At 30.8% G+C, this 14,862-nt stretch carries 12 protein-coding genes and 2 tRNA genes; 13 read left to right on the top strand and 1 reads right to left on the bottom strand.

Annotated elements, in window-relative coordinates:
- Positions 1 to 190 precede the first annotated feature (190 nt).
- The gene (locus KJ971_05920; protein ID MBU1145375.1) at positions 191 to 2,392 is read left to right on the top strand and encodes an RNA-binding transcriptional accessory protein; all 2,202 of its coding nucleotides are present in this window, start codon (positions 191 to 193) and stop codon (positions 2,390 to 2,392) included.
- A gap of 124 nt (positions 2,393 to 2,516) precedes the next feature.
- On the opposite strand, the gene KJ971_05925 is transcribed toward KJ971_05920, so the two are convergent.
- Complete coding sequence (locus KJ971_05925; GenBank protein ID MBU1145376.1) at positions 2,517 to 3,134, bottom strand: GNAT family N-acetyltransferase; 618 nt, start codon at positions 3,132 to 3,134, stop codon at positions 2,517 to 2,519.
- Positions 3,135 to 3,350: 216 nt separating this feature from the next.
- On the opposite strand from KJ971_05925, the gene KJ971_05930 reads away from it, so the two are divergent.
- From KJ971_05930 to KJ971_05985, 12 genes are all read left to right on the top strand, one after another.
- Positions 3,351 to 4,019, top strand: coding sequence for a hypothetical protein (locus KJ971_05930; GenBank protein ID MBU1145377.1), 669 nt, complete (start codon positions 3,351 to 3,353; stop codon positions 4,017 to 4,019).
- 56 nt (positions 4,020 to 4,075) lie between these two features.
- Positions 4,076 to 4,166 (top strand) — tRNA-Ser (locus KJ971_05935).
- Between the two features lie 63 nt (positions 4,167 to 4,229).
- Positions 4,230 to 4,320, top strand: a tRNA-Ser gene (locus KJ971_05940).
- A 250-nt stretch (positions 4,321 to 4,570) separates the two neighbouring features.
- Positions 4,571 to 6,460, top strand: a complete 1,890-nt coding sequence (locus KJ971_05945) for a glycoside hydrolase family 127 protein (GenBank protein ID MBU1145378.1) — start codon at positions 4,571 to 4,573, stop codon at positions 6,458 to 6,460.
- Positions 6,460 to 7,422 carry an MFS transporter gene (locus tag KJ971_05950; protein ID MBU1145379.1) on the top strand — a complete coding sequence of 321 codons (963 nt, stop codon included), beginning with the start codon at positions 6,460 to 6,462 and terminating at the stop codon, positions 7,420 to 7,422. Before KJ971_05945 ends, KJ971_05950 begins: the two co-directional genes overlap by 1 nt.
- The gene (locus tag KJ971_05955) at positions 7,422 to 7,757 is read left to right on the top strand and encodes a hypothetical protein (GenBank protein MBU1145380.1); all 336 of its coding nucleotides are present in this window, start codon (positions 7,422 to 7,424) and stop codon (positions 7,755 to 7,757) included. The genes KJ971_05950 and KJ971_05955 overlap by 1 nt, the downstream gene beginning before the upstream one ends.
- Positions 7,754 to 9,517: a glycoside hydrolase family 2 gene (locus KJ971_05960; protein ID MBU1145381.1), complete on the top strand. Its 1,764-nt coding sequence runs from the start codon at positions 7,754 to 7,756 to the stop codon at positions 9,515 to 9,517. Before KJ971_05955 ends, KJ971_05960 begins: the two co-directional genes overlap by 4 nt.
- A 134-nt stretch (positions 9,518 to 9,651) precedes the next feature.
- The gene (locus tag KJ971_05965; protein MBU1145382.1) at positions 9,652 to 10,149 is read left to right on the top strand and encodes a hypothetical protein; all 498 of its coding nucleotides are present in this window, start codon (positions 9,652 to 9,654) and stop codon (positions 10,147 to 10,149) included.
- A 331-nt stretch (positions 10,150 to 10,480) separates the two neighbouring features.
- A complete protein-coding gene (locus KJ971_05970) occupies positions 10,481 to 11,269 on the top strand; it encodes a GNAT family N-acetyltransferase (protein ID MBU1145383.1) in 789 nt (262 codons plus the stop codon).
- 74 nt (positions 11,270 to 11,343) lie between these two features.
- Positions 11,344 to 12,192: a carbon-nitrogen hydrolase family protein gene (locus tag KJ971_05975; GenBank protein MBU1145384.1), complete on the top strand. Its 849-nt coding sequence runs from the start codon at positions 11,344 to 11,346 to the stop codon at positions 12,190 to 12,192.
- 108 nt (positions 12,193 to 12,300) lie between these two features.
- Complete coding sequence (locus KJ971_05980) at positions 12,301 to 12,966, top strand: nucleoside phosphorylase (protein ID MBU1145385.1); 666 nt, start codon at positions 12,301 to 12,303, stop codon at positions 12,964 to 12,966.
- A 338-nt stretch (positions 12,967 to 13,304) separates the two neighbouring features.
- Positions 13,305 to 14,861, top strand: a complete 1,557-nt coding sequence (locus KJ971_05985; protein ID MBU1145386.1) for an ABC transporter permease subunit — start codon at positions 13,305 to 13,307, stop codon at positions 14,859 to 14,861.
- The last annotated feature ends 1 nt before the right edge of the window (position 14,862 follow it).

The raw sequence follows: 14,862 nt of genomic DNA on the forward strand, positions 1-14,862 counted from the left end.
AGCAACTGAAGTTTAAAAGCATCTCGCTTTGTATATTCAACATTATTCATACGTCTATTTTATCAAATTTCAACCAAACAAAAAAGAGGCTTGGCCTCTTTAGTTGAAAAACTTGTTTTTCATTTTTTTATTTTAATTTTGCAAAAAATATGGTATAAAGTATGTGTATGAAGGCGAAAGGTGAAAAAATATGGAGTATGTAAATGATTTACTAATTAAGCAAGTTGCTGATAACCAAAACATTAAAATTTCTCAAGTTCAATCGGTATTGGATTTGTTGGCAGAAGGAAATACCGTTCCTTTTATTGCTAGATATCGAAAAGAAATTACAGAATCTCTAGATGAAGAACAAATTCGTGCTATTGAAAAAGAGTATGAATATGGAAAAAGTCTAGACAAAAGAAAAGAAGATATCACCAGATTAATAGATGAAAAAGGTATGCTAACAGAAGAAATTAAAAAAGCAATATTCGATGCAGAAAAATTGGTGGACTTAGAAGATATCTATCGGCCATATAAAGAAAAGAAAAAAACAAAAGCAACTGAAGCAATCAAAAAAGGATTAGAACCTTTAGCGACTCTTATCCTAACTTTTCCAATAATCACTGATTTAGATTCTATTGCTAAAGACTATATTACAGAAGAAGTTCCTTCAATTGAAGAGGCTTTTCAAGGCGCTAAATATATCATAGCAGAATTTATTTCTGATAACGCAAATTATCGTAAGTGGATTCGAGATTATTCTTATCACAACGGAAGATTAGTGACAAGTAAGAAAAAAGATAGTGTAGATGAATATCAAACTTATCAAAATTATTATGACTATACAGAAAACCTAAAAACAATAAAATTACATAGAGTTTTAGCAATTAACAGAGCAGAAAAAGAAAAAGTAATTACCGTTAAAATTGATGTTTCTCAAGAAGAAATACATCGTTTTTTAAACAAACAAGTCATTGGCAATCACCACTCTTTAGTAGAACCGCTTGTTGAAGACGCAGTTATAGATGCATATAAAAGGTTAATTAGCGGTTCAATTGAAAGAGAAATACGGAGTGATTTTACTGATAAAGCAGAAGATCAAGCCATTCATATTTTTTCTGAGAATTTAAGATCGTTATTACTACAACCCCCTTTAAAAGGTAAAATAGTATTAGGAATTGATCCGGCCTTCCGAACTGGATGCAAACTCGCTGTCATAGATTCATTTGGCAAATTTTTGGATAAAGGTGTAATCTATCCTCATGAAAGTAGATTAGGAGATATTGCCGATCCAAGGAAAGTAGAATTATCGAAGCAAAAAGTACAAATATTAATTCAAAAATATGATATTGAAATTATAGCAATTGGAAATGGAACGGCTTCAAGAGAAACAGAAGCTTTTGTAGTCGATTTAATCAAAGAACTTAAATTAAAATTGCATTATGTTATTGTTAGCGAAGCTGGAGCATCTGTTTATTCAGCATCAGATTTGGCGAGACTTGAATTTCCGGAGTTTGCTGTAGAAGAAAGATCAGCAGTAAGTATTGCAAGAAGAATGCAAGACCCACTTAGTGAACTTGTAAAAATCGATCCAAAATCAATTGGAGTCGGTCAGTACCAACATGATGTATCTCAAGCGAAACTGACGGAATCATTAGATTTTGTAGTTTCAACAGCCGTAAATCAAGTAGGAGTTAACGTAAATACAGCTTCTTCATCTTTACTTAGGTTTATTTCTGGGCTTTCAATGAATGTTGCTGAAAATATTGTTTCATATCGAGAGGAATTTGGACCTTTTAAAAATAGATCTTCTATAAAAAAAGTTCCAAAATTTGGCCCTAAAACGTTTGAACAAGCTATTGGATTCTTGAGAATTTTGGATTCTGAAAATCCATTAGATAAAACTCCGATTCATCCAGAAAGTTATAAATTAGCATTAAAGGTACTTTCCTATTTAAATCTTGGGGTTAAAGAAATTGGAACAACAAACCTTATTGAAAAAATAAATTTGATAAACAGAAAAGAATTAGCAGAGGAATTATCAATTAATTTAGTGACTTTAGATGATATTTTAGATGCTTTTATTGCACCTACAAGAGATCTTCGAGACCAGTATCCTCAACCCCTTTTGAAAAGTGACTTATTGAAATTAGAAGATTTAAAACCGGGAATGGAATTACAAGGAACCGTAAGAAATGTTGTGGATTTTGGAGCGTTTGTTGATTGTGGAATTAAAGAAGCTGGACTTGTCCACATCTCTAAGATGAGCAGAAAATACATCAATCATCCTCTAGAAGTGTTAAGCGTTGGAAACATTGTTAAAGTATGGGTTATTTCGGTTGATTTAAATCGAAAAAGACTTCAACTTACCATGTTAGATCCTAGCAATGAAACTCGTTTTGTAAACTAGATGATTTAAGATTAATCGAGACATTCAATCAAATAATTGTCTGTTTATGAAAGAATGATAATATATTTAATAAAAAAACCCACTTATTTTGTGGGTTTTTATTAAAAAAAGCAGAAATTAACTATTAAATTTTAATCATTCCGTAACTTGTAATTTTAGTATTGATTAGTTTTTCTTGGTAGATTAATTTGAAACCATAATGTTCGTAAATATCTACGTTTTGTGCGTTTTGAGTTTCTAAAAAGGCCACTTCATTATTAGAAGATAGATGCAATAATTTTGGTTTTATAAGTGTGGTTGAAAATCCTTTGCCTTGAAAAGGAGGCGAAATGACTAACAAGTCTAAACAACAATACGGATCTTTTAAATAAAGTTTATGTAATCGAGTAATCCATTTTTGATATCTAACCATTTTAAGAATGGGGCTAAGCCCAACGATTATTGTCATCAGCCCACCTTTAATTAAATCAATAAAACTAAATTTTAAGCGTCTTTCTTTTGAATCTTTCCATATGACAAACCCTTCTAGTGAATCAGAAGTAGTATACAAATTTTTAAAGTCTAGTTTTAGTTTAAACATAAACAATTGTACTAATTTCTTATATCTAGAATTTTCATTTGGGAAAAAATGCGAATGTAATGGGTCATTATACATTGCATTCGCAAAAATAATTGAAGCTTTTTTTAAATCATTTGCTTTAACTTTAATCACTTGAATCATCTCTTTATAAATATTATTCATTGCTTTCACTTAATTATAGCATAACAAATTTTAAAATAGAATAGCATTGACTAACGAAATGTAGTTTATATTATTTTCTTTTTTCAAATTGTATGAAAAGAAGTCATTCATTTTAATAATAATTTCACAATTTAAAGAAAAGTATTTTATGTTCTGTTTTTTTTAGCACTTTGTTATATAATAGAGATATAAATTCGTCATAAGGAGGTAATATTTATGGCAAAACTAAAATTCGGTTATGGGTGGTTACTAAAGTGGATTCTTGCAGCAATTCTAATTTCTGCAGGTGTATTGATGAAAATTTACGAAGTGGACGTGGTTTATGCGACTACAGGAATTGCAATTGTAATTTTTTCTTTATTGCGTGTTGTTCCTTTACTAAAAACGCTTAAAAAAGAAGTGCTTCGAACCATTAATTTAATTGAAATTATTTTTGATACTATACTAGGAGTTTTAATGGTTTATGTGGTATTTTCAGGTAAATCAAGTGATGCATTCTGGATTGGAATGTATGGGTATTTATTAGCTTTCTTCTTTTTTGCAAGAGGGCTCATCTATTTCGTTTCACTTTACTACTTTGATGAAAAAACAGAAGCCTTAAAATTTTGGTTTCATATGATTTGTATCATCTTGGGTCCTGTTATTATGACTTTAACAGTTCTAGGAGAAGATATCATCTCAACACTTGGTTGGATAGTTCTATTTATTTCTGTTGGAGGCGGAGTCTATTTGGGATATGATGGATTTGGCGGATACAAAAAATATAGAGAATCATCTAAAGCATTAAATGAAAGTAAAAAACCAGAAAAAGATTCGAAAATTGAGAAAGATTTACCTAATCCAACTCCAGAAGTTGAGAAGGAAAAAGAAACTTATATCAATTAAAAAATTGTTGACAGTTAGCCATAAATAGGGTAATATTAAATGGCTAACTGTTTTCTGGAGTAATACTCAAGAGGCTAAAGAGGCGCCCCTGCTAAGGGCGTAGGTCGGGGAACCGGCGCGAGAGTTCGAATCTCTCTTACTCCGCCAGTCTAAAGATAATGGCGATTATTTTTAATCGCCTTTTCTAAAGCAATAAAACTTAAAAATTTTGGAGGAGTACCCAAGTGGCTGAAGGGGCTGGCTTGGAAAGCTAGTAGATCGTTAATCCGGTGCAGGGGTTCGACTCCCCTCTCCTCCGCCATTATTTTTGCCAATGTTTGAAATTTATTAATATGAACCTTTAACTAATTAATTACATCATAAAAAAGTATTAGCGCATTTATTACGCTAATACTTTTTTTTATCGATATATTCTTACTATTCATTTAATTTACGAATATATTTTGTAAAAGCGTTAAGAATGATAATTTTTTTTATTTAAATATCAATAATTTAGGGCACAAAGTCAACTCTTTTTAGTATAATAAAATTGTTATACTTAGGAGTTCTATATGATAAAAGGAAATTGGAGTAAACTTAAACTAAATAATATCAATTTATCCGGAATTCACTTAGATATATTAAAAATTCAAAGCGAAGGGTTAACAAAACATATCGGAAGTGTTTTTGAAGATTTATCTGATCATTCTGCTTGGCTTGGCGGCACTGGAGAATCGTGGGAAAGAGGTCCTTATTATGTTGATGGATTGATTCCGCTTGCTTATTTATTAAAAGATCAAAATCTCATCAATAGCGGAAATAAATGGATTAATTCCATAATTGATTCTCAAGATAAATCAGGATTCTTTGGTCCCAGACAAAATAGTGATTGGTGGCCAAGATTGGTAGTAGTAAAAGCACTTGTTTCTTATTATTACGCAAGCCAAGATGAAAGAATACCTTTGTTTTTACATCAATATTATGAGTATTTAATTCAAAACATCGATGAGAGTCCTTATGAATTTTGGGGATTTGCCAGAGGATTAGAAGGGAAAGAAGCCCTTGATTTATTAAATCAATTAGGCTCGTTTCCTAAAACGAAATTATTAGAAGATAAATTACTTGAAAATACATTAGATTGGCAACTTTTCTTTTATGAATTTCCGTATATTTATCCAACCACAAGGTATTTGAATAAATTTTTATTTCATGCGATAAAGCCTATCTTAATTTGGATTGATCGTTTGTCTAAAAATAAGAAACAGATGAAAAACAAAACCAGAAATAACATCTTAAAATCAAGAAAGAGTAAGACTAAATATACTTATTTAACAACTCATGGTGTAAATATTGCTATGTCTTTAAAGTATTTAGTATATATGCAAGAGGACCAAAAGATTGGAGAAGAAAAATTATTTGAGGCATTAGAAAAAATTCTGTTGTATCACGGGAATGCCCTAGATTTATTTTCTTCTGACGAACACTTAAATGGAACATCTCCAAGTCAAGGGATTGAACTTTGTGTAATTGTTGAAATGATGTATTCAATGGAAGAAACAATTCGCTTAACGGGTAGTTTTAAAGCGGCAGATTATTTGGAGTATTATGCCTATAACGCTTTGTTAACAACCATATCTCAAGACTTTTGTAGTCATCAATATGTTCAACAGATAAATCAACTTGATTGCGAAGTAAAAAAACATCCTTTCTTTGATACAGATAAGTACGCTAACACGTTTGGTATTGAACCGAATTTTGGCTGTTGCGCAGCGAACATGCATCAAGGATGGCCGAAAATGATGATGTCAGCAATTATGAAGTCCAAGACTTCATTGGCATTCTTTTTATATATTAGTGGAACTTACAGAGTGGATTTTGACGATGGATATGCGCTAATTCAAGTTGATACGAATTATCCATTTGCAGATTTGGTTAAGATTAAATGTCTTGAGTTAACGACTATTCAGCTTAAAGAGTGGGTTTTTAGAATACCCTATTTAGAAAGCGCTAAAATTGTGCACAATCAGATAGAGAAAATTATTTCAGAAAAAGAATCGCTTGTAATTAAAAATGTCATGCAAGATGATGAGATAAATTTGTTTTTTAATTTTGAAATAAAAACGATTACGAATCAAGATAAATCGATTAGTATTCGTAGAGGACCATTACTCTTTGCAAAAAAGATTGAATGTGAAGAATTTTATATTAAAGGGTCAAAACCATTTCACGATAGGGGCTACATTGTATCAAGTTACAACAAACAAATTCCTTTCTTAAAAGATGGAAAAGTGATTGTCAAATCATTTGAAAAACTGATTGATTCAAATTGTTTTTTTAAGAATAATTTGTCTGTAATTATTGAAGGAGTAAATCCAAATACTTTAGAACATCAAGAAATGCATTTAGTTCCATATGGGTTAACTATTTTACGAGAGACACAATTTATAAGGAGAGAAGAATAATGAATAACACAGAAAGAATCGGAAAAAGAGTGTGGAGTACCATTTTGCTATTCGGTTTATTTGGACAAATAGCTTGGGTTATTGAGAACATGTATTTCAATTTGTTTTTATACAATAAAATTTCAGGAGATCCAAGTGCAATTGCGTGGATGGTCGCCGCTAGCGCTATAACCGCAACATTAACTACCGTTTTTATGGGAGCACTTTCTGACAGAGTATCAAAAAGAAAATTATTTATTTCTGTTGGATACATTTTATGGGGATTAGTGACCTTATCTTTTGCCTTTATTTCAGTTGATGCAGTATCTACTTTCTTTAAATTTGGAGATGCGGTAATCATTACAGTAATCATTGTTATTATTATGGATTGTATTATGACTTTTTTTGGTTCAATGGCAAATGATGGAGCGTTCAATGCGTGGGTAACAGATGTGACAAATCAAAATAGCCGAGGACGTGTTGAAGGAGTATTAGCGATTTTGCCTCTTATTGCATTACTTATCATATTTGGTGGATTTGACATTTTTGTTCAACAAGACAAATGGCCATTATTCTTTTTGATATTAGGAGGCCTCATTTCGTTAGGAGGCATTATTGGAATTTTCTTAATTAAAGAATCTAATATAAAAAAATCTGAGACAAATTATTGGCAAACATTAGTTTATGGATTTCGTTTGACTACATTAAAAAAACATCAAAATTTGTATTTATATCTTCTTGCTTTAGCAATTTTCGGTATTTCTACTCAAATATACATGCCTTATTTTATTATTTATATACAAAGGTATTTAGGAATTGATTCATATGCAATCTTATTAGGAGCTATATTGCTTTTGGCTTCGGTTGTCAGCGTTATTGTAGGCAGAAAAATTAATGCCAAAAATAAAAATCGTTTTTTCTATCCAGCCATGATTGTAATGTTTGTTGGGCTATCTTCTTGTTTTTTACAAGAGATATATTAATGGTTGGAATAGCAGGGTTTACGATGATGAGTGGTAATTTAATTCTGACAGCAGTCTTGAATGCAAAAGTAAGAGATTATACCCCGCTTGATAAAGTTGGACATTTTCAAGGAATTAGAATGATTTTCTTTGTGTTAATTCCGATGGTTATTGGACCTTTTATTGGAGCGAGGGTCATATATAATGCCCAGCTTTCCTATCTAGACCTTGGAGTATTAAAACCAGTACCGACTCCTAATATTTTTATCGCCTCTGCAATCGTAGTTTTATTTGTAATGATTCCTCTTTTAATTGTATTTAAAAAAGAAGCAGCACAGAAGGAGATAAAAGAATGAATCAACTTTTTACTACTTGGGGAAAAAAGCTTGAAACAAGTAATGTATTACAAGAGTATCCCAGGCCACAATTAGAAAGAAATAGCTATTTCAATTTAAATGGATTCTGGGATTATGCAATTACAGATAATCCAGATCAAGATGAATATGATGGAAAAATTCTCGTTCCATTTTCTCCAGAAGCCACACTTTCTCAAGTTAATCGCACTCTCAGGCCAAGCGACTATTTGATTTATCATAAGATAGTAATTTTGCCTATCGATTTTATTCAAGATAAATTGTTGCTTCATTTTGGTGCGGTGGATCAAGAAGCAAAAGTATATATCAATGATAAATTTGTTGGAAGTCATTTGGGTGGGTATACACCATTTTCTTTTAATATCAGCGAATTCATTCTGTCAAATCAATTTTCAATAAAAGTAATTGTAAAAGATATTTCAGATACATCTGATAGACAAACTGGTAAGCAAAGAAGTAAAAGTGGAGGAATATTCTATACTTCACAATCTGGTATTTGGCAAACAGTTTGGTTAGAAAGCGTTCCAAAAAATTATATTAGTAATATAAAGTTAATTCCTCGTTATGATGATAAATCCATTGAGATTCATGTGCTTACAAATTCTAAAACCATTGAGTTTCCTGTTGAAATTAAACTTTACTATAAAAAAGAATTAAAATTAGAAATCAAATCTCAAAAAAGTTTCATCATACTTCCTATTGATGATTTTTATGCTTGGACGCCAGACACACCAAATATATATGATATTGAAATTTTATATGACGAAGATAAAATTAAGAGTTATTTTGGAATGCGGAAATTTGAAAGAAAAGAAGATAAAAATAAAATCATGAGGTTCTATCTTAATAACGAACCATATTTTCTTTCTGGCGTTTTAGATCAAGGATATTTTCCGGACGGATTGTTGACAAATCCAAGTGATGATGCTCTGATATTTGATATAAAACGGATAAAAGAGATGGGTTTTAATTTATTAAGAAAACACATAAAAGTAGAACCGTTAAGGTGGTATTACCATTGCGATCGACTTGGGATGATAGTTTGGCAAGATATGGTAAGTGGATCAGAAAGAAAAGATATCTTTTTACATGGATTTTTTGCAACATTAGGAATAAATATAAATGATAAATTTTATCGGTTGTTTGGTAGAAAAAGCGAGAAAGGAAGAAATCAATTTCTAATAGAATTAAAAGAAACGATTGAGCATTTGAAAAACTGTACTTGTATTTCAACTTGGGTACCATTCAATGAAGCCTGGGGACAGTTTGATTCTTTAAAAGCCGAAAAAATAATAAGACAACTCGATTCTTCGAGATTAATTGACCATGCAAGCGGGTGGTCAGACCAAAAAGGTGGAGATTATTGTAGCAGGCATATCTATTTTACTAAAATTAAGTTTTCAAAAGCAAAAGCCAAAAAAAGGATCTTAGCACTTACTGAATTTGGTGGATTTAGTTTTGTGGTAGAAAATCATTGTTATAATCCAGAACGCGTTTTCGGATATAAAAAATATCATAACAAAGAAGATTTGATGAAAGGAATACAAGAGTTGTATTCTAAGCAGATACTTCCCGAGGTTAAAAAAGGTCTATCCGTTTTGATTTATACACAATTATCTGATGTAGAAGATGAAGTAAATGGCTTTGTTTCATACGATAGACAAATTCAGAAGGTTGATTGTCAAGTTATTAAAAATTTAAATAATCAAATAAATTTAGTATTTCACGAATCTTTAAAATAAGAAAATATAATAACAAGTTATTCAAAAAAAATTTCAAACCCATTGATTCAGTTATCGGTTAATGATACAATGAATAATAATTAAAAAAGCATTTAGTTTAAAATTAATTATTATACGGAGGTCATTTTGTAACGATGAAAAAAGAATGGAATCTTAAAATTGGAGAAAATGAACACAAATTTGAATTTATCCCAAATCATTTTACTGGAAAACCTAAATTTTTTATTGACGGCGAAGAAAGAAGACTTGCGACGAGTTTCAAGACATCCTTTTTAGGGTTAGATACCTCTTTTAGTATCGAAGATCAAATTATTCATCTTGTTGTTAGCGGAAACAAAGCAGATATTGCTGTTGATAAGGTTTTTGTAGATAGTAAAAAACCTTATATTCCCTTAAAGAAGCTTCCTATAATGGGGTGGGTATTTATTAGTGCGTGTTTTGCCATTCCTATTGTAGCCTTAGGAGGATTGGTTCCAACGTTAATTGGATTAGGTGGTGCCATTTTTTGTGCTAGATTATCAGGTTCGCCCTATATCAATCCCATTATAAAATTTTTGGGTTGTGTCGCAATTACTGGATTGGCATGGGGAGTTTACTTTGTATTCTTGAATTGGATTCTTTCAATTTTATAAAATTTTCATAAAAGCAAAAAAAGTATATTTTGAAATATGCCCTGTTAAGAAGATTCTTAAAACGTCTTCTTACAGGGTGATTTTTCTTTTAAAATAAAAACTCAAGAAGAAAGAACGTACTTTTTGTAAAGAGTGATTTGAATTTAAGCGCTTGGAATTATAATTAAAAAATAGATTGAGACTTGTTTTTGAATGGAAGAAGTAATTTTAATTTTTATAGTGTATTTATAATTTTTCTGCTATGTGATATGATTTATAGAGAGTCGGGCTTGATTTTTGTTTTGTTTTAAACTCGATAAATAACAAAACACAAAAGAAAAGGATGAAAAAAATGAAACAGATTCAACTGATAAAAGTAACGCAAGATAGACTAAAAGAATTTTCAGTTTTATTTGGAATTTTTCCGTATTTTCACAACTATTTGCAGTTTGCGTTATCAAACTTATCTTACGATATATGGGTGGATTCGTATGAAAATCTAAAATTTGCCATTATATTTTCTTCTCCAGCATTCTTTTTACTTGGAAATCCCGAGGGCGAAGATGTTACAGAAATATTAAAGAAAATTGATACTGGAAATTGGATTATTCCTTCAAGCGAGCTCTGGGACGCACCTTTGAAATTCTATTTTGGCAGTAAACTCGAGTCTCATCTTAGAACAAAATTTGATTCAAAAAATTTAAATTTAAGTCACTTAGAATCTTTAAAAAAACCACTTCCATCAGGATATGAATTAGTTCGAATCGGAATCAATCAAATTCAAGATATTCAAGGTATGCTATATAATGATTTGCTTAAGAATTATTTTTCTACAGTAGATTTTTTGGGTAAGGGATTGGGTTTTTGCATCCTTGAAGATAATCAAGTGATAGGGTTTGCAGCTTCAAATTATCCAATTATTAACGAAGTGCTAGAAGTATATATTAGAGTTGATTTTAACAGTGATCCTAGGCACCGTCAAAAAGGATTTGGGACGCTTCTTAGCGTCGCTTTAATAGAATATTGTTTAGAACATCATCTGAATCCAGAGTGGGATTCAGCAAATAGCATATCAGCACATTTGGCCCTTAAGCTTGGATATGAAGTAGAACAAACTTGGACCATGTATCATATTGTTTAAATTAATAACAGTCATTTATAACTGAAATATTAAACATTAAATCAAAAAGAGTTTATGGCATTTTAGAAGAAGTGATGGATAAATTAATGAAGATAACAACCGTATCTTATCAATCGAAATATTCAAAAGAAGAAAATATAACCACTATTTCTGAATTGGTAACAAAAATTAAAATAGAGCAAGAAACTGATTTTATTTTTTTTGGTGAATTAGCTTTATCAAATTATATCATTTCAAAAGATTATCTTGAATTAAATAGTGTTTCGCTAGATGGTAAAGAGATAGAAACAATGAAAAACGTTGCCAAAAAGAACTGCGTTTGTATTTCGTTTGGATATTCAGAAAAAGCACATGATAATTATTATAATTCTCAAATTGTAATAGATCAAAACGGGTGCGTTGTTTATAATCACAGAAAGAACAATTTAACAAACAAAGAAAGATTATTTTTTTCTGAAGGAAAGACGCCTGTTAGTTTCTTTGTATTAAATAATTTTCAGTATGCAATATCGATTTGCTTTGATATGTTTGGACCAACGTTTCATAAACAATATAAAAGCAAACAGGCAACCATTTTTCTGCACGCCTTAACAGATCCACAAGACGCTAAATTTGCCTTAGGATTTTCCGGAAGAAGTACTTTGGCTTATTATATAGCAGCAAATAGATTCGGAACAGAAAATACAACTTATTATAATGGACATATTGGTATCTATTCTCCTACAGGAAAGAAAATCGGATTGATGTCGGATCAAGAAGGAATATTGTCTTCTAACATTATCGATAAAAAAAGAAATAAAACATTTTTAAAAATAGTAAATACTTTTAAAATTGGAATTCATTTAATTTTGCACTTAAAAAAAGTTATTAATTATCTTGCTTGGAGCACAAAGAATAAAAATACTAAAAATAAGAAAGGGTGAATTTTGTTGATAAAAAATCAGATACCTATTTTAGAATATGACAACACGTATGAAGGGATAATTCACGCACCTAATCTCATAAAAAAAATTAACATAAGCGAGTATTGTGTGATAGTATTTTTCCAAGAAATCTTGAAAGAATTTTTAGATGAAGACAAAATATATATTGTCGCAAACTTAAAAAGTGAAGCCGGTATTCATCCTGTATATGAAATGGATTATAAAGGAAGAAAAATATGCTTATTCCATCCGATTTTGGGTGGGCCTTTAGCAGCGGGTTTTTTAGAAGAGTTAAATGCATTGGGATGTACTAAATTTATTGCATGTGGTGGAGCTGGGGTTTTAGACCCTAAACTAGCTCTTGGGCATTTAATTGTTCCATCAAAGGCACTAAGGGCCGAAGGAACATCTTATCATTATTTACCAGCAAGCAGATATGTAGATATTTCTCCGCATGCTTTAGATTGTATTGAATCTGCATTGAAAAATAGAAACATTCCGTATTTAAAGGGAATTACTTGGACGACAGATGCGTTTTTTCGAGAAACGAAAGATATGGTTCAATACCGAAAAGAAGAAGGATGCATAACGGTTGAGATGGAATGCGCCTCTTTCGCTGCAGTAGCACAATTTAGAAAAGTGTTGTTTGGTCAAATTCTCTATGCCGGAGATGATTTGTCTAAAGAATTATGGGATTCAAGAAAATGGCAATCAAGAAAAGATGTCCGTAAAGAATTGGTAGATATATCAATAGAGGCATGTCTTAAATTATAATAAGCATATTATTAACATTAATGAATAAGAGAGATTTAGTCTAAATATTTACTGTTAAATTACGATATTTTATGATACGCCATTTACATATTCATAGCATGAAGATATAATCAAATTAAGATAAGGGTTTCATAACATAATAAAATATAAGCGTTTACAAAAATTTATCTTTATGATAATATTATTAAAATTAGAAATGACAATGAGATAAAAGGAGCAAATCTATGAAAGAAACAGAATCAATTTTTGGTCAACTTCTAAACGCTGGAAAGAAAGTGCTTCTATTTCTGTATAAAAAAATTATTTTAGGAATTTTTAAGTTCTTTAAGCGAATTATTATGGGATTTGTAAACTTTTTTATTAATCTTTTTAAAGCCGCTAAAGAACAACCGAAAGCATTTTTTAAAGGACTGAGTAGTTTTTTTCTTATGGGGCTTGGACAATTAAGAAATAAACAATGGTATAAAGCAATACCTTTGTTTGTTGTAATCATTGTTTTTCTAGCTATTGAAATATCTACTAGCAATTACATATACGCATTAAGTGGTGAAATTTCTCAATTTCCCGCAGAAGATAAGCTCTACTTCTTTCGAGATTATGGAGGATTTTTCACTAAAGGGTTATGGGGATTTATCACACTTGGAAAACTTGTTTTAGGTAGTGTATATCGTGGTGAAACCATTGTAATTTTTGATCAAATATTTACATGGAAATCTGCGGATAATTCTCAAGTGCTTCTGGGACAAGGAGTCATCGCAACGGTTTTAATTTTGATGTTTGTTATTACTTGGATTTTTAGTATTAAAGACGCGTTTCAATCACATCTTAAAATACAAGAAACAGGACACAACGAAACTTATCACGAATTTATTAAAAGAGTATGGAATGATTTTTTCGCATATATAATTATCATTCCGTCACTTATTCTGATTTTTCTATTTATTTTGATTCCGTTTCTCTTTTCATTCTTGGTGGCATTTACAAATTGGACTGGAAGGATCTCGCTTGGACAGGGATTGTTCAAATGGGTCGGGTTTGAAACATTTAAACAGGTGTTTGAGAATCCCGACTGGTTAAAATTTTTTGGAGATGTATTACTTTGGACGTTATTTTATGCTTTTATGAGTAGCGTAACGGTTTATGTATTAGGGTTTATTCAAGCAATGATTATTGAAAGTAAATATGTTATTTTTAAAAAGTTTTGGAGAATGATTTTAATATTGCCTTGGGCGATTCCAGGGATGATTTCTTTAATGTTATTTAGAAATGTTTTTGCAGACAATTTTGGACTTATGAATCAGGTATTAGCCCAGGCGGGCGTGACAGACCAGGTGAAGAACTTTTTAACTTCAATCGGATTAGTCGGTCAACAAACAGCAGGTAATATTATTTGGTTTAATGATCCACTTAATGGGTCACTTGCTAAAACATTAATAATAGTCGTTAATCTATGGCTTGGTTATCCATACTTTATGATGTTAATTACCGGAGTTTTAGGCACGATACCAGAAAGCTTATTTGAAGCAGCTGATATTGATGGAGCAACTAGTTCACAAAAATTCAGATATATAACTTTTCCTTGGGTACTGCGAGCAACTGCACCGGTAATTATCACAACATTTACTTTTAATTTCAATAATTTTGGCGCAATTTATTTCTTAAGCGGCGGAGGACCAGGTTATCCAATTGATCAAATTCCTCAATCGGTACGAATTATTGGAGCAGCGCCAGGACAAACAGATATTTTAATTTCTTGGATTTATAAACTTTCTTTTCAATCTACAGTAAATCAGTACAGTTTAGCTTCTGTTTATTCAATTTTAATCTTCATCTTTATAGGACTTTCAGCAATTTACAATTTATCTAAACTGAAATCATTTTGGGAGGAGGACTAAT

This window comes from Bacillota bacterium, assembly GCA_018818595.1.
Classification (GTDB): Bacteria; Bacillota_I; Bacilli_A; order Izemoplasmatales; family Hujiaoplasmataceae; genus JAHIRM01.